Source organism: Simkania sp. (assembly GCF_965215465.1).
Taxonomy (GTDB): domain Bacteria; phylum Chlamydiota; class Chlamydiia; order Chlamydiales; family Simkaniaceae; genus Simkania.
Genome location: NZ_OZ244056.1, coordinates 255,955 through 282,721, shown reverse-complemented (window position 1 = coordinate 282,721; position 26,767 = coordinate 255,955). Strand labels below are relative to the sequence as shown.

Here is a 26,767-nt window from a genome sequence, read left to right as displayed (position 1 = left end):
AATTTTTTGCGTTGCCCTGCTTCGTGAGGCCCTCTTTAGGGCTTCCTCCATCGGTCGCCTTAAACTTTTCTCCTAGTAAGCTCTCTTTCACGCAGTATGATTTGAGGACAACATCTAGCACATAGATGGGTTTCCCCCTATATCATTCATTGTAAAAAATTTAGGTAACACCTTTTTTTGTTAATACTATTGTTTTCTAAATAGGACGCGAAGTATAATTACCTCTGCTTAAGTTTAGAGAATGCTTAAATCATCAGGGGTTAGTTATCATGGCAATAAAATTTTTGACAGGAATGGTAAATCTTGTTTGGTCTTCTTCTGAAAGCCCAAGCCAGGGTGAACAGCTATCTCGCGAACTCAAAAAAATGCAGGCTTTCCTTCCTACTCCTGAAATTACAAACTTCAATCCAAGTAACGTCACCTTAAACTTTGATATCAAACGCCTCGATGCTACCAACCTTAGCGCTCTTTACGACACCATGGCATCTTCTTTCTGGTTTTCACATGATGTCCAAGATTTATATATCAAGGCCAAAAGTGCATTTACTTTAGCACCACCTGATTTTGACGGAACAACAGAAGAAGGGGTCGGCCATTGTCTTAAAATGGCGGAGCTGATTAACGAAATTGCTCCTGATGTCATGGATCGTAACCTTGCAAGAGTTTGGGGAAAACTCGAAGATCAATACAAATTCCCACACTTTGAAACTGCAGCTGAGATGCGTGAATACTTAAGTAAGGGGAACAAGCAAAAAGTCGTGACCCTTCTAGATCTTTCTCGCTCTGAGATTGAGATTGTTCCACCAGAGATTCTTCAATTTCCTAGGCTTTCACAAGTCGTTTTGTACGACACAAAGCTCGGGCAATTCCCCCATGTATTGAAGGCTCATCAAAGCCTTGACCCTCAAAAAATACTCTGCGAAGATTTGACCTTCAACAAAGGGACTGCAGCTCGTTAGAACTCTTGAGGTTCTACGTTTCTTAACCCTGCGATTGCGAGAGCAAGTGGTGCAAGCTTACTGATCCGATCGCTGAGCTGACTCTCTTCAATGCGACAATATTCAAGCGGCATCGTCCACGCATACTCAGCTAGAGCCCGTTTAAGGGGCGCCATCACTAATTCATGTGTATGAGATGCAATCGTTCCTAAAATGATCGCATCGGGATTGAGTGTCATGAGCAAAATCCCAATGCCTTGAGCAAGACGCTCTATGAACCCTTCCCAGATTTCCAGTGCATAGCTATCGTCTTTTTTGACTGCTGCTGCAACGCACTTCATGTCTATTTTATCGATTTCCCCTTCTGCTGCCTCTAAAATCGCTGTTTGAATCTTCTTTTGCTTGATTTCTTCTTGGATGCGATGAGCAAGATTGGCTCCTCCACAAAACACTTCAAAGCACCCTCGTTGCCCGCAAGGACACTTAGGCCCTTTGGGATCTAAAACAAAGTGCCCCACTTCGCCCGCTGTGTCGGTTTCACCCTGCAGCAATTTCCCCTGAGCGATGATCCCTCCTCCCATTCCGGTACTCATGGTTAAGTAGACTAAATTTTCGAGATGTTTTGCCGCTCCAAACTCCCACTCAGCTAGTGCTCCTGCATTCGCATCATTATTGAGAAAAATGGGCCGTTCAAGAGCTTCTCTAAAATATTCCCGAACAGGAACATTGACCCAAGTTGGCATATTGGGGGGAGTGAGCATCATCCCCTTTTTGTAGGAAATGGGCCCCGGCACCGCCATGCCGATGGCTTTAATTTCGTGAATTTCTAGGTTATTGTCTCTTAAAAGATGACCAATCAGTTCAACAATTTTGGGAAGGCCTTTCGTGGGGTCCCCAAGGGTCGTTGTCATCACCCGCTTGTGCTCAATGATATTTCCTTCCATATCCCCCAAACAAACTGACACCTTCGTCCCGCCAATATCGACACCCACTAAATGCATCAGTCCACGATTGCTCCCTTACTCTTGAAATTGGCTTTTTGAGTATCTGTTAACCCAGTAACTCCTCGAAAATCCGCCTTTATGACATTCGCTCCATTGAACCGCGCATGGGTGAGATTTGCACCCTGAAAATTCGCATACTCCAAGTTGGTATTGAGAAAGTCTGCTCCCTGACAATTGGTATTGGTCAAAATGGCCTTTTGTAAAAAAGCACCTTGGAAGTTGACGTTCATAAGGGTGGCACCCGATAGATTGGTTTGGGTTAAGTTTGCACTTCTTAGATTTGAATTACTTAAATTGACGTTCTGCAAATCCAAATTCCCTAGATCCGCATTCACCAAGTTGACATTTTGTAAATGACGCTGTCCGTTTTCGGCTTTTTCCATGTCATGACTTGCGCACCCGCCAAGTACAATAGCTAAAGAAAGCATCAAAAAACCAACATAGCGCACAGTCATCCTCTAGGGTTAAATTGCCAAAGCTGTTATATTTCGAAATGCCTCATTGACCGATTCTTGAAAAGGAAAAATGCCGACGTTTCACATCGCAATTAAAATCGTCAAAAAGCTGTATGAAGAAGGTTATACCTCCTATTTTGCTGGGGGATGGGTCCGAGATTTTCTCATGCATCGGACATCGGACGATATCGACATTGCCACACAGGCCTCTGTTGAAGAAGTGCAGCGGATCTTCCCCAAAACCATTCCTGTTGGAGTGAACTTTGGCATCGTGATTGTTGTGGAAGAGGGGCACCATTTTGAAGTTGCAACCTTTCGCAAGGACCAAGGGTACCGCGATGGAAGACGTCCCATTGGTGTCGAATCTGCCGATGACAAGGAAGACGCAGAAAGGCGCGATTTTACCATTAACGGCATGTTCTATGATCCTCTAAAACAAGAAATCATCGATTACGTCGAAGGAAAAAAAGATATTGAAAAAGGCGTCATTCGCGCCATTGGAAATCCTCACGAGCGCTTTTTAGAAGATCGACTGCGCATGATTCGTGCCGTTCGCTACGCAAGCCGGTTTCATTTTTCAATCGAATCAGAGACACTAAAAGCCATTTTAGATCACTCTGATGCCCTTTTTCCAGCTGTTGCCATTGAACGGGTCTGGAATGAATTTTGCAAAATGGCTGCATACCCCCATCTTGACATCGCCCTCATCACCCTCCATCGACTTAACCTCCTCCCCGTCATTTTTCCTCTTTTAAAAAACATCCCCATCGAAGAGGTGCAACGCCGCCTCCAAGCACTTCCTTATTTTCCCGATGATGCCCCTGTGATTTCAAAAATCTTCGAACTTTTCCCAGGAGTTAATCTGGAAGAAAAAGACGAGCTTGTCACTTACTTGAAGCTTTCCAATGAAGATCGTGAATTCGTCCGCTTTTTTCACGCTGCTGAAAACGTCCTGACTAAAAATTCCGCTGACGATTACGACTGGGCCCGTCTTTATGCCCACCGATTTTTTCCACCTTGCCTAAAGATTCACGCCACGCACCTCCCATTAGAAGAGCGGCAAAACTTTTTGCAAGAACATCATCTCCGAGCGCAAATGCTCGAAGACCCCATCCAGCGGATTCAAAATAAAAGCCCTTATCTCACTTCGAATCACCTGCGCCAAGCAGGAGTTCCAAACGGGGTGAAAATGGGTGAATTGCTGAAATTGGGTGAGCGCCTTGCTGTAAACGAAAAGATCACAGACTCGACCCAAATCATCGAAAAACTCAAAGAACTCAATCAACTATAAAATCGTGCAGCAAGCTGGTGCATAAATTGCACTGCTCAATCGTACGATGCATTTTCAGTTCCTATTCTTTGCCGATGGTTTAGGTCACTTTCCCAGCCGCTTCCCGATCCATCATTAATCGGATCATTTGCATGCTGTATCATGTCATTTAGTCCGGATAAAATTAATCCTGTTCCTAGCGTTTGAGTGATACCGCTTGGAATGATACACAATAATCCACCGGCCAAAGCCTTACAAAAACCTATCGCTACCCCATCAGGAACTTTAATTTCTTTGTTATTATCTTTCTTTTTCTTCACATAAATTATTTTAGGACGGGGTAAGTATCGAGAATCATAACTAATATCCCTAGCTTCCCCCTGTTCCTTCAACAAGATCAATTCATAAAAACCCTCAATAAAATCTCTGTCTAAAAAAACTCCTTGTCTCTCTGTGCGCTCAAAAATTTTTTCAAAAATTTCTGAAAGAAATGGAACTTTGTAACCTTGCTCTACGAGTAACAAACGTGCTTTATACAAGTCATCAATAGCCTTTTCAGTCGAAAAGTCACTATCAACAAAAGAAAGACAATCTAAAACTTTATGACACAAATCCCTTTCAGTCATCTCTTGTCGGATAATATTGTTATTCTTAGCAGATAAAGAGGATATAGAACCGATTAACAAAATAAAAAACATCATTGAGAGCTTCATATTGACTCCTAAAGAAATAGTCTCGCTAAAATAATTAAACCGATTGCAGAACCTATCCCACCTAGTAGAAAAGAAACAGCTCCCCATAATTTACCAAAACTTTGCACTTTACCTTTAAGCCCGAGCATCCATAATGCCCTAGAAATAGCATAAGTAGAAAAGGTAAATAGAAAAACAAAGACTATCGTTTTGAAAATTTCGTACTGCATAGTTGACTTCCATATTTGTTAGATGTCAAATAGTATTTTACTGTTCTAATTTAAAACAAGATGTAACGATCTTGAGATGAGGATACAGCTTCGATAGAAAAGCTCTTATCTCACTTCAGAGCAACTGCGCCAAGCAGGAGTTCCAAACGGGATGAAAATGGGTGAATAGCTTAAATTAGGTGGGCTCCTTGCTGTAAACGAAAAGATCACAGATCCCACTCAAATTATCGAAAGACTGAAAAAACTCAGTCAACTATAACATCGTGTAGCAAGCTGTTGCATAAATTCATTCACTAAATTACCTTAACAGCCTATCCCTAATTCGAGGTGTGTTGCATAACTCCCTAGGCAAGCCCCACTCAAAGCAAAATCTTGAAAAACAAAAAGGCATAAGCTTAAGCTTCTTAGCTTAGTACAACAAAGAAGCTAACTTATGACTGGAAGCAGTATAAGTCTCTCTTGTTAGCCTAGATATGCGTGCTCCTTTGAACTTAAATCTTCAGTTGAAGCTTCTCTTTATTCAACACAACTAATTAGTACAAAAAGGAGGAAAAATTGGTGAGCGTGTTTAAGCATAGCTTATCCTCCGCTTGAAAATTGAAATGATTGAGACTAAATGATAGTCTAATTTCATTCAATAGATCGAGGATAATAGTAGTATGACACGGCAATTTGTAATGGAAAAAGGGTTTCAAATCGTCATATTTTTCTTAATGGACTTTTGGCAAAATTTCTTAAAAGAACTTATGGTTGAGAAAAACCTCATCACCTCAGCAAAGCTTAATCCCGAAAAACGAGAACAAATTTCAGCAGAAGACAAAATTAAAGATGACTTGCATGACAACTATCATTTCGTTTTTGCTACTGTTTGCGGTGATCCTGCAGGCCCAGGAGACTATTTTGAAGAAGTTATCGAAGCCAGAATGAAAATCCCGCCCCTTAAACAACATGATGGGTTGACTGTTTCAGAAGAAATGCTTTTCCAACTCGCGATCGATTTTTGCCGCTACTTTAACAATAAATTTGATGAGTATTGTGAAAAAACTGAACGTAGAGGTTCCCTTTGTTTTGCAATTGATTGGCTTGAAGATATGAGACGTCATCCTGATAAGCACAAAACTGAATGGAAAATTTGGGAGAAAACTATAGAATATGTCCTCTCACCTGGAGATAAGCATCTCATTTTCTAGCAACTTCTCCTTTTTGACATATGGTTTGATCATGCTGAATCACCTTGTGTATTGAGTTTAGGTATGAAAGCAGACACAATTTCAATAGAAAACGGATTTCAGATCATTATGCTTTTTCTTCAGAGACTTTGGTGGAATATTTTACAAGAAAAAGTGCATCATGAAAGTTCGGTCCTTTCCCAAAATCGTACGCCTTCTTTGAAAGAAGGGGAGACGCAAAATGGACTAATTGAAGACAATGAGCTTTTCTTCCTTATAGTTTGTATCGGTTCATCCTCCGATGATTATTTTGAGACTGTCGTTGAACGCCGTTTTAATATCCCTCCTATGCAGCAACACGACGGACTTACATTAAAAGAAGAGCTGCTTTTCCAGCTTGCTATTGATTTTTGCAGCTACTTTAATGAGCGATTCCAAGAAAATGGAAAAGACTCTCTACGCCTTGCAATCAACTGCTTAAAAAACATGCAAAAGCATCCACAAAAATACAAAACTGAGTGGAACATTTGGAATAAAATAGTTATCGATGTCACACAACACGGCGCAAAATCACTTGGGTCTTTTTAAAAAGTGCAGCAAGTTGTTGCACAAATTCAATCCTCAACTTTGATGACAATTAAAGTGAGATCATCATGTTGGGGAGCCCCTCCGGCAAAAAACGCCACTTCTTCGATCAGCTCATCGACAATTTCTTTTGCCTTAAGCTCTTTCCGATCTTTGTAAGACTCCATCAGCCGTTTTTCCCCAAACATTTTCATCTGATCATTATGTGCTTCGACCACTCCATCTGTGAAGAGAAGAAGAGAGTCTCCACTACTGAGTTGCACGGAGGAAGTTTGCACCTCATCAAACTTTTCAACACCGAGCGCCATTCCTTCTGTTGTGAGCTTTTCTATGGCTCCGTCTGCTCGCAGGAGATAGGCCGGAAAGTGACCACAATTTGAAAAATGAAGCTCTTTTGTTTTTTCATCGTAAAATGCCAGCCAGGCTGTTACAAAAACGCCACTATCCCCTGTATCAAGGCAAAAGAGGTTGTTGGTCTCTTTTGTGATCGTTTCAAGATCTTGATGCATCTCCCCATAGCTTCTGAGCATGCTGCGAACGGTTAAAGAGTAGAGGCAGGCATAAATCCCCTTGCCTGCCGTGTCGGCAATTGCGAAAAAAAGCCGATCCCCTTCAGGAGCAGGGCGTACCAAAAAGTCGTAGAAGTCTCCCCCCACTTCTTTTGCAGAAATAAACCGGGCAGCAATATCTAGCCCCGGAAATGTGGGAAGTTCTTTTGGTAAAATGGAATTCTGAACTTCTTGGCCTATCATGAGCTCTCGTTCAAATGCCTCTTTGGCTGCTTTCTCTTGTTTGATGCGATGGATAAAGTCATTTAGGGAAACGATCATCGCATTAAAAATCGTTCCCACAACATTGATCTCAAACCCCATCCGATCAGGAACATAACGTGCAGACAAATCGGCTGATCGCAACTGTTCCATCGCCGCGCAAAGATTTCGGAGCGGCTTTCCCAAACGGACCGTGAGCCAAATTGTTGCTCCTCCCCCGACCACCAAAATGATCAGGAGTAAAATGATCATCTTCGCCAAGAAATATGGAATGTCCACAAAGTTTGTATGCCTTGGTGCGGCAACGAGAAGAAGCAAGTTACTTCTAGGAATCTTCTCAAACTCCCCTACATAATTTTCTCCTAAAAAGGAAAATTGCTCTTCTTTTTCTCGAGCGGAGGGAAGGTGCCACTTTTGCCATGTCGTATCAGTCGATAAAAGGACGGTTCCGCTGTCAGAAAGCAAAGAGATCACTGTCGGATATGGAATATTTTTCTCTATTGAGAGTTTATCCGTCAATCGTTTAGGTGAAAAACCTGTCGCCCAAACCTCATTTCCGTGAGAAAAGGGCTGCAAAAAATAGAATCGATTGGTTTCAGGGGTCCCGATAAGCATCCCCTCAGCAGGTAATTTTTGAGGGATAATCTCTGAAAAGTCGCGTCCTATCAGCTCGGGCAAAGAGGCCTCATCACAAACGTACTTTCCTTGTTTTTGCACTAAGTGAAACAGCTCTGTCGACAGATCTCGATCAGCAAGTGATTGAAGTTTACTTTCAGAAGGGTGAATTTTATCGACATACTTTAAAAAGTCACTTTCCCCAACCATCACCTCTTGGATCAACTCTCCTTTCCCATGCAGGATAAGCTCCAATGTGAACCGATTGTCTTTGGCTTGAAGCCGCGAGTCTTCGTAGTACATCAGCCCAGCAAAAATCAGCAGTGGAATCACTAGCAGAATCGTTTCGATGAGTAAAATACGAAACGCCAGCGATCCACTCAGTCCCCTTAAAACCTGACGATTTTTCTCCTCAAAGTCCATGCTTTGCACCCTACCTTGAAATCCTAGCAAAGAAAAGAGAAATTGAAATTTTTTCCCTATTTGTTGTTCGTAATCATTTAAAATTTTAAAATGTCACATTTTCATGAAGTACCGATAAGGCCTTTACTATGAAGAAACTATTCTATCTCCTCCCAGCTTTTTTCATTTTCAACTTACTCCCCTTGCAAGGAGTCTGCCCCATTCAAGAAGGTGGCTATCAAGGTGACCTGGGAACGGTTGAGGGAAACTGCGAAACCTTCGACCTTCCCCCACTCTCAGCATTTGGGTCTCTATCGATCAATCAAAACGCCCCACTTGGAGCCATCAACCGCATAAACTCCGATCAACTTCCGGTTACGAACAACTTTCAACTCTTTCAACAAGAATGTGCCATCCTTCAAACAATTACATGGACTCAAGGAGAAATCTCAAAAGGAGGAAACGGGCTTAACATGAGAGCAGGCCCTTTTCTTGTGGGCATGGCTCGAACAGGGCCTTCTGTGTTAATTCCTCAATACTCAATATTTCTAAACCCCACTTTTCCTAATCTCGTGACTGATACACGCACGACCATTTTTTTCAGCACAGCTGAAGTCAATCAAGGTGGAGCAAATGATTACTTTGACATTGGGACTGATATACAAAACACACAAACTTGTGTGTTAACTTATACCCCAAAAAACGGAACAGCTGGTCAGCTCGTTGACTATAATGTTCTTGGGAATGTATTTCACGATGTCTACTACGATAACTTAACACCTTGGATCGCTTCTAGTAACGCTCTTTAAGTTCAGGGAAACTCGATCTTCATTAGTATTGATAATGGTCCTGTTACACTTGTCCCGATTGGAAACACAATCACTGGACGTAAGTTTCAATTTTTCGTGACCAGAGTCAACCCTGAAGGACCTTCGTCATTCATCTTTTATGCCGAAAACGCTGCAGCATCAAACATTGAGCTCGAAATTGTTAATCTAGGAGCCAACACCATCTCTTTTAATGCAACAGCTCCCTTTACTGGATTCATTCGACTCGCCGCGCTTTCAACAAATGACCCTGCTCCAACGGTGAACACAAACTGGGAGCAGCAGACATACTTTATGGCACCAGATACAAATAACCCACAAACGGCAACTTGCCCTGTTGAAGACCCAAATTGTGGCAACAATGTCTTATCAGCTTCTTGGTGGAGAATCATTTTAGTTGATGCCATTTCCCCTACAGGGATGAACCTCTACCTTCTCTACCCTAATACTTGGACAAATCTCGCGACAATGCTTTCAAAAAAACAGATTGGCGCAAATTGGCAGCTAGGTGGAGATCCCATTCGCTTTCCTGATACAGGCACCATGTCTATCCTACTCCCCCTCCTTTGCCTTCAAGATAGTGCCACAGCAGAAACCTATTATCAGGACTTTCTATCTCAAACAAATGTAAATGCCCCTCCTTATAATTTTGCTGGAGACTTTTCGACGAATTTCTTCACTCTCCGATTTGACATGTACATGGCTCAAAATATAGCGTCCGACATCAACACCTTTCAAAATGGCAACCCTATGCCACAGTACACATTGACTGCTCCCGTCAACAACTCAGCAGTTTACGATAACTACAGACGCTACATCCCTGTTTCTGCAACCATTGCCACAACTGCAAACACGGTAGCTTGGACCTACACGTTGTCAGATCAAGTGCCTCCTGGTGATGGTCAAAATAAACCTCTCATTTGCTTTCCTCTTTGGAAGCATTTGCAAGGCAGTACCCCCGGGGTAGTGAACACGACTCCAGGAGCTGGAGAACCCCTGCAAAATTTCATTTATAACGACACGATTAAGGGGACGTTTTATGCTGCAGAAGCCACAAACGGAACCATCACATTTCTCGAACAAAAGATTCCCTCTTGGTTTACAAGCAACAATTTGTTCATCCCTAGCCAACTTACTTTTACATCCACTCAACTTCAAGACTTAGACAATATTTTGACAAGTATCCTCCCACAACAAACTCTTCCTCGCCTTCCCTACATTCCCGAACTTCAAATCGATCCCGCCTATAACGGAGGCAAAACAGCATTCATGTTGGCCAAAACAGCTCTTTATATGGCTTATTTTTTGACGCAAAATGGACAAGCAAGTCAAATCGATCAAGTCACCCGCCCCTACATTGAAAATGCCAAAAGCATCTTGACGGCTTATTTAGTAGGGCGAATCCCAGGGAAAAACTTCTTCGTTGCAGATCGCACTGGAGCTGGTATTTGTGTCAATGGGGCCGGAGGTGTTGGAGATTACGTTGACGGACCCAACATGCAACAACTCATTGATAGCGGTGTTGACTTTGGCAACTATGATTACAATGACCACCACTTCTTTGCAGGCTACTTCATCATGACTGCAGCAATGATCACCGATTGGGAGCTTAAATATGCGCCTCAAGACTCACACTGGGTCGACGTTCCAGTCATGGGAGCTGATTACAATCAGTACAAGATGAGAGACTTTGTTGACTTTCTCTGGCGTGATGCTCACAACCCGTTTTCCAATGACCCTGATCTCCCCTATGATCGACAAGGATATCAATGGGAGGGCCATAGTATCGCCAATGGTCTCCAATATGAACCTTTTGCTCTTGGTCGCAACCAAGAAAGTATTGCTGAGGATTTCAACTGCTGGCTAGGGATGCACGCCTACTCTGAAGTCCTGTTAAAAACCTCGCTGACAGGGCAAGAACAAGCTCGCTATCAAACGATTCGTGATTTTAGTCTCATGAACCTAAAACTCACTGCTAGCTCTGGCAGCGTCTTGTGGTATAAAAATCCTACATATTGGAAGAGAGCCCTTGCTGGGACTTCAATAGATGGGGCCATATATCCTGGACAATTTTCTATGACTACTGTAACTAATGGACAAGTCAATGATCAATCGGCACAAAACCAAACCTTCTTTTAATGCGTATGATGAAAGCACTTCTGATTTTTTTCTTACTTCCTTTGTTTCTCTATGCACAAGATCAAAGCTCCTACCTCATTTCTGAAATTCGGTTTCAACTAAGTCAAGATCACCCTAAACAAATTTCTATTGAAGAGCTCGAAACGATCACTGTTTCTACACTCCATAATCAGCATTATTCAATACGAGAAATCAATCGCACCCAACATGTCTTAGAAATTTCCAAAGAAGGATTACAACAACTGCTCAATGATGTCACAAACCTCTTTGCAGAGCATGGGATCGATTGGGTGTATGCTAACATTCCTTCAGATCAAATTGCCCAAGATGGGTCCGACCAAAGACAATCAAATCAGGCTCTTAATGTTGCCGTCTCAACTCCAACAATTGGAAAAGTCGAAACTTCAGTGTCAGATGCAAAAGGAAATGCAACTCCCCGGTATCAAGAAAAACAAGCCAAAATCATTTCGAAAAATCTGCCTTCGCAACTTCCAGATCCAGCAACGGGAATTCCAGGAGACTTTGTCAACTCAGAAACACTGAACAACTATCTCTACAGTTTAAACCGCCATCCTGATAAGCAAGTTGATTTAGAAATAGGACCTGCCGACACCCCCGGAAGCGTCGCCTTAAATTTCATCATTCACCAAGATCGCCCCTACCACTTTTACACCTCTGTCTCGAGTAACATCCCTGTCGTCGTGAGCCGTTGGCTTGAATCGGTTGGCTACATCAACACCCAACTGACTGGGCGGGATGACATTCTCAAGCTCGATTACACCACTGACAGCTTTGATCGCCTCCATAGTTTTCTCCTCTCTTATGAAGCCCCTCTTGGAACCTCTGTAGGAAAACGGTGGTCGCTCGGAGCTAACGTCAATCGCTTCACTTCAGGACAGTTTGGGATCAACACCAAACCCTTCAGAGGAACACAAGGAATTGTCGATGGGGAAATCATCCTCAATGTCTACCAATATAAACGGCTCTTTCTCGATTACTATGCGCATTTGGAGTACCGACATATTCGTAACCAAGCTCACTTCATTTATCCCGAAGTCTCGAAGAACTTCCTCCTCCCTTCGACAGGTCTACGGCTGACACAACTCAAAAAAGAAACCAAGCTGCTTGCTTCGTTTGGGGTCAACTCAACACTGAGTGATCTTTTTTGGGATGTGGGGCATAATCTCGATGCTTTAGGTCGCTTTGACTTAAGCCGCAACTGGGCCTATATCACGTTTGATTTCTACGCGAGTATGTTTCTTGAAGCTTGGGGCGAAGTTTTCTTAAATAAAAAAGATCAAGCTACACACCTTGCCAACGAAATTGTTTTAACAGCAAACGTTCAAAACGCCTTCAATCAACGGCTCATTCCTCAGCTAGAAGGCATTGTAGGAGGACTTTACACCATCCGCGGCTATCCTCAGTCAACTGCTGCAGGAGATAATTTGTACTCTGGATTTTTGGAATATCGCTTTCACCTCCCCAGAGCTTTGAAAATCCAACCAAACTCGAAGAAAAAACTCTTTGGGAAACCGTTCAAAGTCGCTCCTCCAGGACCGAAAGAGCTTCCCGATTGGGACTTTGTTCTCAAAGCCTTCTATGATATTGGAACTGTCACGGTCAATCAACGTCAGCCAGGAGAAAAAAACGAATTTCTCATGGGGGCAGGTCTGGGAGCAGAACTCGTTCTTTGGCATAACTTGTTTATCCGTTGTGATTGGGGAATTTCTTTGAACGCAGCCAACGGCATCAAAGGTGGGAATAATGAAGTCTACTTCACCTCTGTGATCATTTTTTAATGACTACTTCCCCACGAAGCAACCCAATTGCAAGTGGCTTCCCACTCCTTTGGGTTTTGCGTAATGTAAGTCTCAACGTCTTGAATCAGTTCCGGGATTTTTTTCGCATCGTCCAAAGCAACCGACTCGGACAATTTAAGATTAATCCGTCGATAATTTTTGCCAAGTAGCATCTGACATGTTTGTCCTGGAAGCTGATCTTGTACATCAAAGAGCATCGTGAAAAGAGGTGTTTTTGTGGCTGGGTTTTTCGGGTCGAGATCAATGATCCAACTAAGCGCTCCCCAATGCTCTCCTTTTGGAATGTTGTTTTCCGTATACCCTGTCCCAAATGAAAGTAAACTGACCTCTTCCCGATTTTTTAATGCCGCATAAGCAAATGCTGCTGGGTCATTCGCCGCCATTCCTCCATCGACATACCCCTGATATGAGGGAAAATAGGTCGGTGCCGCTGATGAACGCATCATGGCATCGATCAAAGAAACATCTGTCTGATCCGTCATCACCACGGTCCTCCAGCGATGCAACTTCACATCATCGAGGTTGACTGCAGGAATCACAATTTTTTGTCTAAGCTGATTCAAAGAAATTGTCGGATCAACTCCTTTAGAAGCAAAGGCACTTTGCAATGATGGAACCCGTAGAGGTTCCGGCCAATAGATCGGCGTTTGTAGCGAGTGTGACCCCAGTTGCCTCCTCTAGCTTATGCAAGAAGTAAGCAGGAATCACCCCCCGAATACCTCCTCCATCAAATGACAGAATCTTCTTTCCCATGAGTCTCACCCATTTTTTTTCACGTTAGGGCGTGTACTCAATTAAAACAAGTAGTGTCATTGAATAGATGCCCTAGCATAAATGGATCTTTTCAAGTAAAATGCTCTTATGGACATTACTAGCTTACAGCACCCCTATGTGAAGCATCTCGTCAAACTTCGCTCAAATCGGAAGTATCGCTACGAAAAAAAAGCCGTCTTCCTTGAGGGGAAAAAGCTCCTCTCCGAACTCAAACTTCCCTTGAAAACACTCATCATACGCGAAGGTGAAGAGACCTCCCTCCAAGCCGAAACCATTTACCACGTTCCCTCAAACGTGTTTGAAAAAGTCTCAGGCGTCCAAGCTCCTGAAGGCCTCGCAGCAGAAATTGCCATGCCTCCCTTTGCCGATTTATCGCAAAAAAAGAGAGTTCTAGCCCTAGATAAGATCAACGACCCCGGAAATTTAGGAACACTGATTCGCACTGCCTTAGCTCTAGGTTTTGACGGAGTCTTCCTCACTGAAAATTCTGTCGATCCCTACAATGAAAAAGCTTTACGCGCAGCAAAAGGAGCCACCTTTAAAATTCCCCTTCAAATGGGCGATTTAGAAACTTTTGCTCGCTCCTTTCATCTCTATATCGCCGACCTCGAAGGAACTCCTCTACCATCCGTCACCTTTCAAACCCCTGCCATCCTCCTCCTTGGGAACGAGGCACAAGGGATTTCAAAGGAGATGCAGAAAAACGGCACCTCCGTTACCATTCCAATTAAGAACCAAATGGAATCGCTCAATGTTGCCATCGCCGGCAGCATCTTGATGCACGCAATGTTATAAACCTATCATGTCAAAGTTCGACGACTTCTTAGATTACGAAGAGGATTACCTCTCACAAGGACAAAAAAGAGCCAGCCGCAAAGAACGAAGCCTCTCCCGTTCCAAGGACCGCTCCAAATATAAAAAAAGCGACCAAGACAAACTCAAAAAACAGCTCCATGCTGAAGAACCCCCGCTCGGAGCTAACTTTCTCCGAGGTCGCGTTCTGTCCATCAACTCTGAAATGATCACTGTCCTCTCAGATCATGAAACTTTCATTTGCACTCTCAAAGGTGTCTTAAAAAAAGAACGCACCCGTCAAAAAAACCTCATTGCCATTGGAGACTGGGTCCACTTTGAGAAAAAAGGTGACGACTCTGGTGCCATCTCCCACATTGAAAAGCGCTCTTCTTTTCTTGCTCGCGCCGATAACCTATCGCGTCGAAAAAAGCAGCTCCTAGCTGTCAACATCGACCAAGTCTTTATCGTTATGTCCGTTTGCACTCCTCCTTTCAAGCCGCTTCTCATCGACCGGTACCTTATCGCCGCTAAAAAAGGAAACATGCAACCGATTATCCTCATTAATAAAGTTGATCTTCTCGAGGACCCACCCCCACATATCCAACCAAGTGAAATCGAAGAAGAAATAAGACTCCTCGCCGACTTTGAAAAAGCCTACGCCCCCCTCGACATTCCTATTTTAAAGCTGAGTGTCTCCACTGGGGAAAACCTCGATCAGCTTAAAGCGCTCATGGAAAACAAAGCCTCAGTGTTTTCCGGCCAGTCAGGCGTTGGCAAATCTTCTCTTATCAACGCTGTTTTGGGAATCGATCTCGCCATCGGCGACGTCGTGCAAAAAACGCGTAAAGGATCGCACACCACCACGATGGCTGAGCTCCTACCTATCGAAGGGGACGGTTTTTGTATCGACACACCTGGAATCAAAAGTTTTGGTGTTTGGGATATAGCCCCAGAAGAAATCTCCCACTTCTTTCCGGACTTTCACTCCTTTGAAAGCCAGTGTAAATTTCCCAACTGCACCCACCTTCACGAACCTGACTGCGCGATCAAAACCGCTCTCGAAGAAGAAAAGATTCACCCCTTGCGCTACGCTTCCTACTCCACTCTTATGAGTGAAGAAACACCGAAAGAGTGGGAATAAAAAAGCCCTAATTAATTCAAAAAACAAAAACGTTTATAATTACCCCTTTGTAATTAAAACTATCTATGCTACCAGAACAGTAACGGTTAATAAAGGTAGCACACAGAATGAAAGGTGGAATTGATGAGGTCTATTTTACCTCTTTTACTGGCAGTTAACTGCTTTATAGGACTTCATGCAGCGCCTGTAGTGGATCGCGTTGCACAAGGCAAGGCAACCTTTCAACAAGTAAAGCACGAATTCACGATTCACGCTTCTGATAATTGCGTGATCAATTACAAGTCGTTTGACGTTCATACTAGCGAAGCCGTCCGCTTCCAAATGGCAGACCCTTCTCACCGTGTCTTAAACCGTATTCACAGTGCACATCCCAGCCAAATCAATGGAGCCCTCTCCTCAAATGGCACTGTCTATCTTGTGAACCCAGCAGGAATTGTTTTTGGACCAAACAGTGTCATCAATGTTGCACAACTTTATGCAGCTGCAGCCCACCTTTCGGACCAAGACTTCCTGATGAAAAAAGATCTTTTCACCAAAATCCAGGGTGCAATTGAGAACCATGGCCTGATCGAAGCCGACCTCGTTTCTCTCATTGGAAAAACGGTGAAACAAGAAGGGGTCGTCAATGCAAAGCACGTTTTATATGCCGTGGGAGATCAACTCTTACTCGGCAAAGAGGGAGAGCACCTCTTTATCCGCGTCAGTGAAGAATCCCTAGAAGCAGAACAGTGCTTTCTTGAAGCGGGAACTCCTGAAGCGTTTTTCCTAGTACACAGTGGAACGACAAAAGCTGAGAAGGTAGAACTTCTTGGAGATGAAGATTCCCTGATTCGGGTTGGGGGCTCGATTGCAGCCCAGCAACACGATATCGGAGGAGAAATCACCATTCATGGAGAAGTTCTCGACCTGAAAGCAGCCACACTTGATGTTTCTGCGCCACTAGGTGGAGGCACCATTCTTGCTGGAGGCGACTTTCATGGAGAAAATGCTTCGGCAAGCTACCTGATCTGTGACTCTTCCTCCACAATTCTCTCAGATGCCACTCACAGCGGCGATGGAGGAAAAGTGATCATCTGGTCGAATAAAAGAACAGCTTTCGATGGAAAAGTTTTTGCCCGTGGTGGTCCTCAAGGAGGAAACGGTGGTTTTGTGGAGACTTCAAGTGGCGACCGATTTGGTTCATCGTCTTGTCTAGTTAACACGAGTGCTCCCAAGGGAAATTATGGAACATGGGAGCTTGATCCCTCGACCATTCAATTCACACCAAATGGAGCCAATACCCCAACACTAGCCCAACTCGCAGATAGCAATAGTGATACTGGATATTTCGATGTCAATCCTTCTGTCGTCAATAGTGCAGTCAGTGATGTCGAACTCAATGCTGTAAAACCTGTCGGAGCTAATCCTCCTTCATCAACCACAATCTTCGTTGGAAATGCCTCTGATGCCGTTACGATTGATATTACGGCTCCGAATGTCAAGCTCACCTTAAACACAGGGCAAGACCCTAACCCTCCTAACGCACGAGGAACATTTAAGCCGCATGGTTCTATCAAAACCACAGGCGATTTAATCATCAATGCTAACACAGCGCTGTTTGGGGATACCACCTTAACATCTGTTAACGGAGGCGTTGAATTTAATGGCTTTGTTTCGAGCGACCTTCCTAATGATCCAAAAAAACTGACCGTCGATGCAGCCCAGGCAGTGACATTTAATGGCAATGTTGGTGGGAACCTTCTCAGTGACATCACAATCCAAAATGCAACACAAGTGAGTTTTCTTGGGGATAGTACCCAACTTGCATCAAAAATTTCTGCACAAGGACCGATCACATTCGGCCAAGTGTCACCAGTGACTCCACAGAATTTAACTTTGCGAGGAGATTCTGATATTTCTACGACAAGTGGCAACATCACATTCAATCTTGCTGTCAATGTAGACACTCCTGCAAACTTTTGGAATTTAGGACTTGAAACCCCTGGCGATATTACTTTCGTGAAGAATGTAGGATCTAATCTCGGGGGAAGCCAATTAGGAGACTTCACGATTAGAAATGCAAATCACGTGAAATTTCTCCCCAATCCCATTGTAGCCCAGGGATTTTATGCTGTTAATGTCCAATCATTTACTCTTGAGAATGGGACAGGTGATATTGATTTTCAAGGGCCGCTCTATACGAGTGGATCAGCTTTCAATTCCAATCCAAGCGCTCCGATGAATGGGGGCAATGTTTCGATTAAAACGAGTGGAAAAATCAACTTCTACTATCTTGTGAATGAATCTGGAACCGCAACACCCTATCTGCAAGTTCCTTCGGGGAAAAAAGCTTTCATTAAAGCTGTCATTAATACTTCAGGGGGGCGCGTCCTGAGCTCTCAACCAGGAAACGGGTACTCGGGAGGTAACGTCTCTTTAGAAGCCGATTCCATTAACCTCTTGGCACTCTATGCAGGTGGCACGACTGCATTCCCTGGATCAACAGGCATCGGAGGAAAGGGTGGAGACGTTTCAATCACAACAACAAACGGCACCCTATTGCAAGGTCCGATCTTTGCCACTGGAGGTCCAGGAACAGGTGGTGGCGGACAAGTTCTCCCAGCCTTGGTGTTTCCCAATCAAAACTTCAGCCAAGCTGGGCAAGATTCACCTGGAAATGTAACCATTACAGGCCCTCTCACCTTAGGTTTCAATGGAATTGTCTTGCGAGGTGGTGATATTTCGGTGGAAAGTGTGACAGGACCTGTGAAAAATCTCTTAGCTTTTGATGCGGCAACGCATGGCCTTGTTGCGGGGACAGGTACGTTAGCAAATTTAAGCTACCTTGTGGTGAACAACGCCAAAAAAGCAACCTTCGATTCAACTGTGAACGCAGACGGACTTGTTCTATTTAATAGCGGGGATGCAGGGATGCTTTTCAAAGAGCAAGTGACAGGCACCTCTGCTCTTGCAATCAAAAATCGCTTCACTGTTACCTTTGATCAACCTCTGATGGTGCAAAATGAGCAACTCTTAAATTGTGGGCAGACTCCACCTCCTACACCAGGAAATGGTGGTGGACAGTCTTCAGGAACAACGCAAGAGTCGTTCCAAGGCTCCTTTTCACCAACCTCTGCCGCCACAACAACCCTCTCAAACCAGCCCGTTCAGCACTCATCGAAAATCTCCCTCAGAAATGAAAAAGAAAAATCAAATACTGCTTTTGAAGAAGAAATTAGCTCTTTCTTTTCGCAGCATTACCAATACCGCAGCTTCGAACTGACTTATCTCTTTAAAATCAAAAGTGAAAACGAGATTTCTCTAGAAATCTTTGATCTTTCACAGCAATGTCTATTTGAGACGGTCTTTTCTTCTAAAGACCTTTCTCTTCCTGATACTCACCATTTGCTTGAGAATGGCCACTTCAGCCCAGTCTTAGAAAGGCTCGCAGAAAAACAGCTCCTTGCTGAAGAGCACTTCGTTCATGATGCTCAAGAAAGCACAAAACTCACATGCGAAAAAGAGTTCGATCGAATCATCGAAAAGAGACAAAATCAAGACCCCATCCCAAACTTCTCTCTATTTAAAAAAGAAAACCCCAAACTCGCAAAAACCAACCTGCAAATGGCTCGAGCCTACGCGGAAGAAAAAGAGTTCGAAGAAGCCTTAGAAAGTTACGCAAAAGCCCTTCAGTATACCAGAAATGCATCAGATTATGCGTCGTTGCCTTCTTTGTATGAGACAATGGGAGAATATGAAAAAGCGAATCTGGCAAATCTTTTCTCAGCAAAGTACCATTTCATCGCAGATAAGCCCTTAGAAGCCCTGCAAATCTTAGAGACTTGTTCAAGCAGCTCTTTAGAAATAACCCCCCTTCTCATTGAGCTTTATTACTATTGCAAAAAGCCAACTAGAGCTTTAGCCCTATTGAAACAAACAGCTGACACCTTTTCCATAGAAAATCCTGAGCAAGCCATTTCCCTCTATAAACGCATCTTACAAAACCACCCTGCAGAATTCTCGCTTTACTCGAGTTTAGCAACACTCATTGAGCAACCTCAGGAAAAAGCACAAGCTCTCTTCAAAGGAGCCCTATTTGCCCTTCAAAAAGGAGATCATTCCATAGCTGAATCCCTGATTCAAAAAGCAGAAAGCTATTCCGCTGACTCCTTTGCAAATGGACTCATTTCCTTAGATCTCTTCAAAAAACAAAGGCACATCCCCTTAGTGAAACATACGCTACGCGACATCGCAACAGTTCTTGAGAATCAAAGCGATCCAAATCAGTTGCTAGCGGTTTATAAAATGCTTTTTAAGTTCGAAGGAAGTTCAGAGTATTCCCAAAAAATCTTCAGTACCTATCTTGTTTTACAACAGCCCGAAAAAGCCTTCGAGTGGTCTTTAAACTCCATTTCTCTAATGATTGAGCATCAGCAGTGGGAGCAAGCGGAATGTCTAACAAAACAAACCCTCGAAAAGACACCAACGTCCCTACAAAAAATCGTTCTCTATAAAAAACTAGAAGAGATTTATACCCATTGGCATGAACATGAGCTTCCAGAGCTATGGCCCAAATTAGGAAAAGCTTACCAAGAAACGAAGCAACTGGCTTTAGCAGAAGAAAGCTACCGAAAAGCCCTTAAAAGCTCTCATCGCTTTGAAGAAGCCTTTGAGCTTGCAGAAGCCCTAAAAGGATCAGGAAAGATTCAAGAAAGCGTCCATATCTATTATGAAGCGGCCATAGATGCTCTCATAGAGCAAAATACTTCCAAGCTTGCACAATGTACTGAGCGGATTAAACAAGTTGATCCTCAGATGCAGCATCTAGATCGCGACCAAAAAATGTATCTCATGATGCAAGAACATCTTTTGAAACTTTCTGAAGAGCTTTATCAAGCGAACAAAAAAATCGCTTCATTTGAACAAATTGTTCAGTTTCTAGAAGAGAAGGAAAATTCAAGTCGGCATACTGCGGAACTTTAAACCCAATTGACGACCTAAGAATACTCAGGTCGATTTGCAATTTTTTTTCGGATTTCCAAGAGCAAAAATGCAGCATACTTGAAAAAGTAGGGACAGTTTTGGTCTTGGAAGTATGGGGAAAAGAAAAATCTCAGTTGAGTGTGCATAGGTTGTCATTTGGGTTTTAAACCTACAGATCCAATTTTTCTAGAAAATGACGCCCTTTTCGAATTTCAATTCCCTCTTCGACTTTTTCACGTTTTAGCTCTTTCACAAGTTGCACTGCAGGCAATTGATATTTCTGCTTGAAGTAGCGCAGCCCACCGCCAATTTGAGTGTTACTATGCTTGACTTCGATCATCTTCTCAATCTGGTCCTGAGCAACCAAGGCAAAATCCACTTCCTGCCGCTCTTTAGTTTGCAAATAACGGAGTGCGGCATTTTCTCCATGATAATCAACTCTTGCATGAACGTGCTTTAGTAAGCAGAAAGCTACAAAATTTTCAAATTTAATTCCCTGATCTCCTTTTACGAGTCCCGTATCAAAAAAATAGATCTTCGGTTCTTTCAGAATGCTCCGCGCAATATTTCGCGAAAAAGGCGTTACTTTAAAAATGATATAAAGCGCCTCTAAGATTTGGATGTACTTTTTCACTGTATTTGGTGAAATGGCGACATCTTCAGCAAGAGACGTGTAGGAAATGGGCGATCCTACGCGTTCACGCAATAATTCGAAGAGAAGACGGATGGCATTTAAATTATGAATATTCTCAAAATCGAGAACATCAACACGAAGTAAACTATCAACATACTGTTGGCGCCAACGCTTTGCCTCTGTGACGTTTTCAGCAAGAAAAGGTTCAGGGAATCCTCCTCTTTCTAAAAACTGATCAATCGTATAATCAAGTTTTGCATGTTTACATTCCACAGGAGATAAAGGAAAAAGGCGGTGTAGAAAATAACGTCCTGCAAGGGAATCTCCCACTTGGTGGAAGATTTCTAATCGAGCGCTCCCCGTCACTAGAATCTTTTGATGGGGTTGTTTTGTGTCATAGACTCCTTTGAGATAGTTTTTCCACTCAGGCATCTTGTGAATCTCATCTAAAATAATGAGTTCGACAGAAGGTAGCCATGACTCATCTAGAATCATACGACGATCTTCCAAATGGTCGTACGTTAGATAAACTGACGACTCAAATTCTTCTGCTATTTCCTTAGCAAGCGTCGTTTTTCCCGCTTGGCGCGGCCCAGCCAAGAGAACCATTTTCTTCTGAAGGTCTCGCAGAATAAGAGCTTTTTGTATCCTTTCCATACCTGACTATTTTGCACTGAATTGCGGAATAGTCAAGACTATTCCGCATTCTGTTGCAGAATAGTCAACCACAAAACTCCTAAATAGTTGATTTTAAATTGATTAAATTTTTTGCAGTTTTAAAAAAAAGTCTTCGCTATATTGAGGAGAAACAGGAGCATTTCATGAGTAAGATAAAAAAGGTCCATGCGAGAGAAATTCTCGATTCACGCGGAAATCCTACATTAGAAGTGGATGTCATCACAGAAGATGGAATCCTTGGGCGCGCCTCGGTCCCCTCAGGAGCCTCCACAGGTGCAAATGAAGCTCTCGAAATGCGCGACAAAGATCCCAACCGCTATGATGGAAAAGGAGTCAAAAAAGCTGTCCAAAATGTCATTGGCCCCTTGAACCATCTCCTTGAAGGAAAATGCGTTTTCAACCAAACCCGCATCGACCGTGCCATGATTGAAGAAGACGGCACTGAAAATAAATCTTCATTTGGAGCAAACGCCATTTTAGGAGTTTCCCTTGCCACTGCCCGTGCAGCGGCGCTTACCCATAAAGAACCACTCTATCGCTACATCGGTGGATCTCATACTAACCTCCTACCTAAACCGATGATGAATATCATCAACGGAGGCGAGCATGCAGACAATTCGCTCGATTTCCAAGAGTTCATGATCCGCCCTATTGGTGCTCCAAACTTTGCAGAAGCCCTCCGTTGGGGAGCAGAAACCTTCCACGCTCTAAAAAAACTGCTCAAAACGGCAGGCCACGCGACCTCTGTCGGAGATGAAGGAGGCTTTGCTCCAAATCTCACCTCAGATGAAGAAGCCATTTCTTTCATTTTAAAAGCTATTGAGGAAGCAGGCTACAAACCCGGCGAAGACATTACCTTAGCCATGGATTGCGCTGCCTCAGAGTTCTATGTCGATGGCAAGTACATCGAAAAGAAAAAGAAAGCTGCAAGTCAAGACTACCAAAAACGCTCTGCCGAAGAACAAGTCACCCACCTCGAAGCCCTCTGCTCAAAATACCCCATCGACTCGATTGAAGACGGGCTCGATGAAAACGATTGGGAAGGATGGAAAATTCTCACAAAGCGCCTTGGTTCAAAAGTGCAACTCGTTGGCGATGACCTCTTTGTTACCAACACCAAGTTCCTTCAAAAAGGGATCGATGAGAAAGTTGCCAACGCCATTCTCATCAAAGTGAATCAAATCGGCACCCTAACCGAAACTCTTGAAGCCATCGACCTTGCTAAAAAACATGAGTACAAAACGGTTATTTCCCACCGCTCAGGAGAAACTGCCGACACTTTTATTGCAGATTTAAGTGTGGCAACTCGTGCCGGTCAAATCAAAACCGGCTCCCTATCTCGCTCAGACCGTGTAGCAAAGTACAACCGCCTGCTTGCCATCGAAGAAGAGCTCAATTCCGCCGCGGCGTACTAGCCATTGCATAAAAAAACTCGTCCAGCTATGGATGAGACTAGATTAATATGTAAAAGGCAACATGCGACAAACAGTGGCTCTCTTCGGCGAGGCTGAAAGAGGAAGTCTAGCGACTCTTCTTTCCATCAAATCGCTGACCCAGCTCAACGAACAGCTTGGCCATCTGCCCGACGAAAGCCGCGGACTCTTTTTTGCTATTCAGTTTTTGCTTTATGAACACGATGTCATCTATGTCCGTGTCAAAGAAGAAGGGTTCAGCACCAAAGATTACCTAAAAGGCATGAAACAACTGCTCAACAAAAAGCAAATCTCAAAGCTTTCTGGCATTTGCCTCCCAGGCGTTGGCGACGCGCGCATCATCGATGCCACTGCCCCCGTTTGTGAAACGCATCAATGCTTCATGGTTACAACAGAACAAGACCTGTACGACTACCTCACATCTCTTCAGCTTCCCGCAATTTAACGATCGTGAGTTCTTCTGCAAGAATTGAACATCAAATTTTTTAATACAGGTGATGTCGCCACTGACTATTTTGTCATCCTGGGCTCAGGCTCCAAGATCGTCAATGTAGATAGGCAAGAATCTAGATAGTGCGTGACGAGAAAATCAATACTTTTCTTTCAATTTATTGATTAATAATCATTAGAAAAAATACAAAAAGTCTTTCTCATAGACTTATATCTTCTAAAACATTATTCTTTTTTCTAAAAAATCTCTGAGGGAAAAATATGCACATAGATGAAGCACTAAAAACACACCTTCCAAAACAGTATGCTGAAATTTTCACTAACGCAGTCGAAGACCGTGCTGTTTTCCTCGATGGCGTGAACTATGAACATGAAGGCAAAGTTTGGAATGTCCGCGTAGCAATGAACGAGGACAAAGGCCTTTTTATTCGCTTTCATCATGAAGGCAGCGTCAGTGGGGAATACTGGGAAAGCCTTCCTAAAGGACTGTCTGAGAAAAGCGTCAGCCAATATTCAAAAGAGAGGGCAACTACAGGTAGCTCTAGTTACCTTCCTGAAGCAAAAGAAGGTTTGTCTCCTGATTCAACATACCAAGTGATCAACAAAGATCACGCCACTGACAAAGCAACACCAAAAGTCTTGTTTAAGATCGACAACTCTGTCATAGACTTCTTCAAAACTTGCCCTCAGCTAACCCCTGAGTTCATTGACCTAACACCTTTACCTACCTCAATAAGCAGAGAGCCTACCAAAAAAGATTCGAACCTATTCAATAAGGTTCTGCTGATTTTCCTTGGGGTTGTAGCTGCCTATGTGATGTATAGGGTGGCGACTCTTGCCGTAAGTTATTGGCAAGAGTCTAAAGCCTAACCAAAGTAGGAGTTTAAACCTTCTTGGGTGGGCTGCATCGACTTGTCCCCGCTCTTCCAGTTGGCTGGACAGACATCGCCATGCTTTTCGTGGAAGATAAGCGCGTCAATTACACGGAGCGCTTCATCAACCGAGCGGCCAATCGGTAGATCATTGATGAGTTGGTGACGAATCACACCTTGCTTGTCAATCAAGTAGAGCCCACGAAATGCAATTCCTTCCTCGTCATTGAGAACATGGTAGTCTTTCGCAATGGTCTTGTTAAGATCCGACACAAGAGGATAAGTCACACCTTCGATTCCGCCCTTATTTTTTGGAGTGTTGACCCATGCAAGGTGAGTGAAATGACTATCAACCGAGCAACCGACAACTTCAGTTTCGCGAGAATGAAAGTCTTGAAGTCTTTCTTGAAAAGCATGCAGTTCTGTTGGACAAACAAAGGTAAAATCTAAGGGGTAGAAAAAGAAAAGGACATGTTTATTCGTAAACATATCGAGTGAAAAGTCATCGACGATTTGCCCGTTTGCAACGGCTTTTGCTTTAAATTGGGGAGCTTTTTTTCCAATTAGTAAACTGCTCATGGTAACCTCCTAAAGTTCTAAGAAGCCATCATACCAAGTTTATGGGATTAACTAAAGAGTTGCTTTGCGTCGGCAAGCCAGGGTTCGGCACCGATCGTTGTGGACGGTCCATGCCCGGGATAAACGCGAGTGTCGGGGGGGAGTTTGGCGAGCTTTTTGAGCGAGTCCCACATAGCTTCGGAATCGGCTGTGGGGAATGAAAGGTTGCCAATTGAACCTTTGAATAAAGTATCGCCCGAAATCAAAACTTTTTCTTGAGGCAGGTAAAAGCTCACCCCTCCAGGTGTGTGCCCTGGTGTATGAATCACTTCCATTTGTATTGCGCCAACTTGAAGCTTTTGCCCCTCTTCAAAGAAGTGGTCGGGCTCTGCTCCTTCGATAGCAAACATGAGCGGCAGTCCATCACTTCCCGGTTTGCGCATGTTATCTGCGTCGGCTTGATGGATGTAAAGCTTAAGATTAAGCGATTTTTTTAGCTCATGAACATCTCCGATATGATCCCAATGAGAATGCGTTAAAAAGATCGCTTCAATGTTTAGGCCATGCTTTTCTGCAGCTTTGAGTAAAGCTGCAGCACTATCAGGAGCTGGATCGATGAAAATCCCAGACTTGGTTTTTTCACAGCCAATAAGGTAAGCATTTGTTTCAAAAGGGCCTGAAGGGAAGACTTCTAGAATCATGAGACGCCTTGGGGCTTAAGTTGCACCGGAGAGGACTCGAACCTCTAACCTCCTGGTCCGTAGCCAGGTACTCTATCCAATTGAGCTACCGGTGCTCAAGGCTTATCATCATCGCCGAAAATGCCGTTTTTCAGCAAGAGCTAAAGTGTAGTTTTTGCTATCCTTCTTAGCATGACGATTGATTGGCACGAGCAATGGGCGCTTCATGCCCCAGATTTTCTTGATGGTTTCGTTCATGTGAAATCCTTTGGCTTTCGACTCAAACCAGGCCCTGGCTTTGGGGACCTGTCCCATCCCACAACCCGATTGATGCTCGAGATGCTCCCTTCAAAAATTTCCATGCCTGTTGTGGATATTGGTTGTGGCAGTGACGTCTTATCCCTTGCAGCCCATTTTGCTGGAGCACCTGAAGTCTATGGTGTCGATATCGACGCCGGAGCGATTCAGCATGCCAAAGAAAATGCAAAACTCAACAATGCTCCCCTCTTTTTTGGGGCAACCCTACCAAAGGTTCCTAAGAGATGCTTGGTTCTCATGAACATGATTTCATCCGAGCAACAAGTCGCGTGGGAAACGCAAAAAGCGCTTCATCCACATGCCGAAGAAATGATTGTATCTGGGATTCCTGTTGAACAGCGAGAGCGTTTTTTAGCAGCCAACACCTATGGAACACTTGTCTCTATGAAAGAACTCGATGGCTGGACTGTTTACAGATATAGTCGGCTAAGTTTAAAATTTCGCGGATAGGACGAAAGATTTTTGTGACTTGCTAGTACAGCGTTTCATTAAAAGGTTGTCATGGATATGCTTAGATTTTTGATGAAATTTGTGCTCATAAAATCGAGAACATTGT

At 43.6% G+C, this 26,767-nt stretch carries 24 protein-coding genes and 1 tRNA gene; 14 read left to right on the top strand and 11 right to left on the bottom strand.

Translation table 11 applies throughout. The features are described from left to right. The first annotated feature begins 269 nt into the window (after positions 1-269). Positions 270-959, top strand: a complete 690-nt coding sequence (locus tag ACOOFG_RS01230) for a leucine-rich repeat domain-containing protein (RefSeq protein WP_420421831.1) — start codon at positions 270-272, stop codon at positions 957-959. On the opposite strand, the gene ACOOFG_RS01225 is transcribed toward ACOOFG_RS01230, so the two are convergent. Both ACOOFG_RS01225 and ACOOFG_RS01220 read right to left on the bottom strand, forming a co-directional pair. Then, on the bottom strand, positions 956-1,939 hold the full coding sequence (locus ACOOFG_RS01225; RefSeq protein WP_420421830.1) for an ROK family protein: 984 nt from the start codon (positions 1,937-1,939) through the stop codon (positions 956-958). The two genes, ACOOFG_RS01230 and ACOOFG_RS01225, sit on opposite strands and share 4 nt — an antisense overlap. Beyond that, the gene (locus tag ACOOFG_RS01220; RefSeq protein WP_420421829.1) at positions 1,939-2,391 is read right to left on the bottom strand and encodes a pentapeptide repeat-containing protein; all 453 of its coding nucleotides are present in this window, start codon (positions 2,389-2,391) and stop codon (positions 1,939-1,941) included. The genes ACOOFG_RS01225 and ACOOFG_RS01220 overlap by 1 nt, the downstream gene beginning before the upstream one ends. A 76-nt stretch (positions 2,392-2,467) precedes the next feature. On the opposite strand from ACOOFG_RS01220, the gene ACOOFG_RS01215 reads away from it, so the two are divergent. Continuing rightward, on the top strand, positions 2,468-3,688 hold the full coding sequence (locus ACOOFG_RS01215) for a CCA tRNA nucleotidyltransferase (protein ID WP_420421828.1): 1,221 nt from the start codon (positions 2,468-2,470) through the stop codon (positions 3,686-3,688). 35 nt (positions 3,689-3,723) lie between these two features. Here the strand turns inward: ACOOFG_RS01215 and ACOOFG_RS01210 are convergent, their stop codons facing one another. Next, positions 3,724-4,380 carry a hypothetical protein gene (locus tag ACOOFG_RS01210; protein ID WP_420421827.1) on the bottom strand — a complete coding sequence of 219 codons (657 nt, stop codon included), beginning with the start codon at positions 4,378-4,380 and terminating at the stop codon, positions 3,724-3,726. An 8-nt stretch (positions 4,381-4,388) separates the two neighbouring features. Beyond that, positions 4,389-4,589: a hypothetical protein gene (locus ACOOFG_RS01205; protein ID WP_420421826.1), complete on the bottom strand. Its 201-nt coding sequence runs from the start codon at positions 4,587-4,589 to the stop codon at positions 4,389-4,391. A gap of 659 nt (positions 4,590-5,248) precedes the next feature. Between ACOOFG_RS01205 and ACOOFG_RS01200 the strand changes: the two genes are divergently transcribed. Both ACOOFG_RS01200 and ACOOFG_RS01195 read left to right on the top strand, forming a co-directional pair. Further along, positions 5,249-5,779: a hypothetical protein gene (locus tag ACOOFG_RS01200; RefSeq protein WP_420421825.1), complete on the top strand. Its 531-nt coding sequence runs from the start codon at positions 5,249-5,251 to the stop codon at positions 5,777-5,779. 63 nt (positions 5,780-5,842) lie between these two features. Next, positions 5,843-6,346, top strand: a complete 504-nt coding sequence (locus ACOOFG_RS01195; RefSeq protein WP_420421824.1) for a hypothetical protein — start codon at positions 5,843-5,845, stop codon at positions 6,344-6,346. A gap of 26 nt (positions 6,347-6,372) precedes the next feature. Here ACOOFG_RS01195 and ACOOFG_RS01190 read toward each other — a convergent pair whose 3' ends face one another. Continuing rightward, the gene (locus tag ACOOFG_RS01190; RefSeq protein ID WP_420421823.1) at positions 6,373-8,151 is read right to left on the bottom strand and encodes a PP2C family protein-serine/threonine phosphatase; all 1,779 of its coding nucleotides are present in this window, start codon (positions 8,149-8,151) and stop codon (positions 6,373-6,375) included. A gap of 128 nt (positions 8,152-8,279) precedes the next feature. Between ACOOFG_RS01190 and ACOOFG_RS01185 the strand changes: the two genes are divergently transcribed. The 3 genes from ACOOFG_RS01185 (at position 8,280) to ACOOFG_RS01175 (ending at position 12,895) form a co-directional block, all read left to right on the top strand. Continuing rightward, positions 8,280-8,939 (top strand): hypothetical protein, encoded by a 660-nt coding sequence (locus tag ACOOFG_RS01185; RefSeq protein ID WP_420421822.1) that lies wholly within the window; start codon positions 8,280-8,282, stop codon positions 8,937-8,939. Between the two features lie 96 nt (positions 8,940-9,035). Continuing rightward, entirely contained in the window at positions 9,036-11,096 is a 2,061-nt protein-coding gene (locus ACOOFG_RS01180) for a glycosyl hydrolase (protein ID WP_420421821.1), read from the top strand. Positions 11,097-11,101: 5 nt separating this feature from the next. Beyond that, the gene (locus tag ACOOFG_RS01175) at positions 11,102-12,895 is read left to right on the top strand and encodes a hypothetical protein (RefSeq protein WP_420421820.1); all 1,794 of its coding nucleotides are present in this window, start codon (positions 11,102-11,104) and stop codon (positions 12,893-12,895) included. Here the strand turns inward: ACOOFG_RS01175 and ACOOFG_RS01170 are convergent. Beyond that, on the bottom strand, positions 12,892-13,524 hold the full coding sequence (locus ACOOFG_RS01170) for a patatin-like phospholipase family protein (RefSeq protein ID WP_420421819.1): 633 nt from the start codon (positions 13,522-13,524) through the stop codon (positions 12,892-12,894). The genes ACOOFG_RS01175 and ACOOFG_RS01170 overlap by 4 nt on opposite strands. Then, complete coding sequence (locus tag ACOOFG_RS01165; protein ID WP_420421818.1) at positions 13,502-13,669, bottom strand: patatin-like phospholipase family protein; 168 nt, start codon at positions 13,667-13,669, stop codon at positions 13,502-13,504. Before ACOOFG_RS01165 ends, ACOOFG_RS01170 begins: the two co-directional genes overlap by 23 nt. A 108-nt stretch (positions 13,670-13,777) precedes the next feature. Here ACOOFG_RS01165 and ACOOFG_RS01160 point away from each other — a divergent pair, with 108 nt between their 5' ends. The 3 genes from ACOOFG_RS01160 (at position 13,778) to ACOOFG_RS01150 (ending at position 20,588) form a co-directional block, all read left to right on the top strand. Then, on the top strand, positions 13,778-14,485 hold the full coding sequence (locus ACOOFG_RS01160; RefSeq protein ID WP_420421817.1) for a TrmH family RNA methyltransferase: 708 nt from the start codon (positions 13,778-13,780) through the stop codon (positions 14,483-14,485). Between the two features lie 7 nt (positions 14,486-14,492). After that, the gene (gene rsgA, locus ACOOFG_RS01155) at positions 14,493-15,626 is read left to right on the top strand and encodes a ribosome small subunit-dependent GTPase A (RefSeq protein ID WP_420421816.1); all 1,134 of its coding nucleotides are present in this window, start codon (positions 14,493-14,495) and stop codon (positions 15,624-15,626) included. A 123-nt stretch (positions 15,627-15,749) separates the two neighbouring features. After that, positions 15,750-20,588, top strand: a complete 4,839-nt coding sequence (locus ACOOFG_RS01150) for a filamentous hemagglutinin N-terminal domain-containing protein (protein ID WP_420421815.1) — start codon at positions 15,750-15,752, stop codon at positions 20,586-20,588. 169 nt (positions 20,589-20,757) lie between these two features. Here the strand turns inward: ACOOFG_RS01150 and ACOOFG_RS01145 are convergent, their stop codons facing one another. Then, entirely contained in the window at positions 20,758-21,879 is a 1,122-nt protein-coding gene (locus tag ACOOFG_RS01145) for an ATP-binding protein (RefSeq protein WP_420421814.1), read from the bottom strand. 164 nt (positions 21,880-22,043) lie between these two features. Between ACOOFG_RS01145 and eno the strand changes: the two genes are divergently transcribed. The 3 genes from eno (at position 22,044) to ACOOFG_RS01130 (ending at position 24,653) form a co-directional block, all read left to right on the top strand. Continuing rightward, positions 22,044-23,315: a phosphopyruvate hydratase gene (gene eno, locus ACOOFG_RS01140; protein WP_420421813.1), complete on the top strand. Its 1,272-nt coding sequence runs from the start codon at positions 22,044-22,046 to the stop codon at positions 23,313-23,315. A gap of 61 nt (positions 23,316-23,376) precedes the next feature. Further along, the gene (locus tag ACOOFG_RS01135) at positions 23,377-23,778 is read left to right on the top strand and encodes a hypothetical protein (protein ID WP_420421812.1); all 402 of its coding nucleotides are present in this window, start codon (positions 23,377-23,379) and stop codon (positions 23,776-23,778) included. A gap of 266 nt (positions 23,779-24,044) precedes the next feature. Next, positions 24,045-24,653, top strand: a complete 609-nt coding sequence (locus tag ACOOFG_RS01130) for a hypothetical protein (RefSeq protein ID WP_420421811.1) — start codon at positions 24,045-24,047, stop codon at positions 24,651-24,653. On the opposite strand, the gene ACOOFG_RS01125 is transcribed toward ACOOFG_RS01130, so the two are convergent. The 3 genes from ACOOFG_RS01125 to ACOOFG_RS01115 all read right to left on the bottom strand — a co-directional run bounded on the left by ACOOFG_RS01125 (position 24,650) and on the right by ACOOFG_RS01115 (position 26,009). After that, positions 24,650-25,234, bottom strand: coding sequence for a peroxiredoxin (locus ACOOFG_RS01125; protein ID WP_420421810.1), 585 nt, complete (start codon positions 25,232-25,234; stop codon positions 24,650-24,652). The two genes, ACOOFG_RS01130 and ACOOFG_RS01125, sit on opposite strands and share 4 nt — an antisense overlap. A gap of 47 nt (positions 25,235-25,281) precedes the next feature. After that, entirely contained in the window at positions 25,282-25,914 is a 633-nt protein-coding gene (locus tag ACOOFG_RS01120; protein ID WP_420421809.1) for an MBL fold metallo-hydrolase, read from the bottom strand. 21 nt (positions 25,915-25,935) lie between these two features. After that, positions 25,936-26,009, bottom strand: a tRNA-Arg gene (locus ACOOFG_RS01115). Between the two features lie 76 nt (positions 26,010-26,085). Between ACOOFG_RS01115 and ACOOFG_RS01110 the strand changes: the two genes are divergently transcribed. Beyond that, positions 26,086-26,661 carry a 50S ribosomal protein L11 methyltransferase gene (locus ACOOFG_RS01110; RefSeq protein WP_420421808.1) on the top strand — a complete coding sequence of 192 codons (576 nt, stop codon included), beginning with the start codon at positions 26,086-26,088 and terminating at the stop codon, positions 26,659-26,661. Positions 26,662-26,767 lie beyond the last annotated feature (106 nt).

Excerpts from the sequence above, each read along its gene's own strand:
- ACOOFG_RS01230 (WP_420421831.1), top strand. The coding sequence starts at position 270 with ATGGCAATAAAATTTTTGACAGGAATGGTAAATCTTGTTTGGTCTTCT.
- ACOOFG_RS01225 (WP_420421830.1), bottom strand. The coding sequence starts at position 1,939 with ATGCATTTAGTGGGTGTCGATATTGGCGGGACGAAGGTGTCAGTTTGT.
- ACOOFG_RS01215 (WP_420421828.1), top strand. The coding sequence starts at position 2,468 with ATGCCGACGTTTCACATCGCAATTAAAATCGTCAAAAAGCTGTATGAA.
- ACOOFG_RS01210 (WP_420421827.1), bottom strand. The coding sequence starts at position 4,380 with ATGAAGCTCTCAATGATGTTTTTTATTTTGTTAATCGGTTCTATATCC.
- ACOOFG_RS01205 (WP_420421826.1), bottom strand. The coding sequence starts at position 4,589 with ATGCAGTACGAAATTTTCAAAACGATAGTCTTTGTTTTTCTATTTACC.
- ACOOFG_RS01200 (WP_420421825.1), top strand. The coding sequence starts at position 5,249 with ATGACACGGCAATTTGTAATGGAAAAAGGGTTTCAAATCGTCATATTT.
- ACOOFG_RS01195 (WP_420421824.1), top strand. The coding sequence starts at position 5,843 with ATGAAAGCAGACACAATTTCAATAGAAAACGGATTTCAGATCATTATG.
- ACOOFG_RS01190 (WP_420421823.1), bottom strand. The coding sequence starts at position 8,151 with ATGGACTTTGAGGAGAAAAATCGTCAGGTTTTAAGGGGACTGAGTGGA.
- ACOOFG_RS01185 (WP_420421822.1), top strand. The coding sequence starts at position 8,280 with ATGAAGAAACTATTCTATCTCCTCCCAGCTTTTTTCATTTTCAACTTA.
- ACOOFG_RS01175 (WP_420421820.1), top strand. The coding sequence starts at position 11,102 with ATGATGAAAGCACTTCTGATTTTTTTCTTACTTCCTTTGTTTCTCTAT.
- ACOOFG_RS01165 (WP_420421818.1), bottom strand. The coding sequence starts at position 13,669 with ATGGGAAAGAAGATTCTGTCATTTGATGGAGGAGGTATTCGGGGGGTG.
- ACOOFG_RS01160 (WP_420421817.1), top strand. The coding sequence starts at position 13,778 with ATGGACATTACTAGCTTACAGCACCCCTATGTGAAGCATCTCGTCAAA.
- rsgA (WP_420421816.1), top strand. The coding sequence starts at position 14,493 with ATGTCAAAGTTCGACGACTTCTTAGATTACGAAGAGGATTACCTCTCA.
- ACOOFG_RS01150 (WP_420421815.1), top strand. The coding sequence starts at position 15,750 with ATGAGGTCTATTTTACCTCTTTTACTGGCAGTTAACTGCTTTATAGGA.
- ACOOFG_RS01145 (WP_420421814.1), bottom strand. The coding sequence starts at position 21,879 with ATGGAAAGGATACAAAAAGCTCTTATTCTGCGAGACCTTCAGAAGAAA.
- eno (WP_420421813.1), top strand. The coding sequence starts at position 22,044 with ATGAGTAAGATAAAAAAGGTCCATGCGAGAGAAATTCTCGATTCACGC.
- ACOOFG_RS01135 (WP_420421812.1), top strand. The coding sequence starts at position 23,377 with ATGCGACAAACAGTGGCTCTCTTCGGCGAGGCTGAAAGAGGAAGTCTA.
- ACOOFG_RS01130 (WP_420421811.1), top strand. The coding sequence starts at position 24,045 with ATGCACATAGATGAAGCACTAAAAACACACCTTCCAAAACAGTATGCT.
- ACOOFG_RS01125 (WP_420421810.1), bottom strand. The coding sequence starts at position 25,234 with ATGAGCAGTTTACTAATTGGAAAAAAAGCTCCCCAATTTAAAGCAAAA.
- ACOOFG_RS01120 (WP_420421809.1), bottom strand. The coding sequence starts at position 25,914 with ATGATTCTAGAAGTCTTCCCTTCAGGCCCTTTTGAAACAAATGCTTAC.
- ACOOFG_RS01110 (WP_420421808.1), top strand. The coding sequence starts at position 26,086 with ATGACGATTGATTGGCACGAGCAATGGGCGCTTCATGCCCCAGATTTT.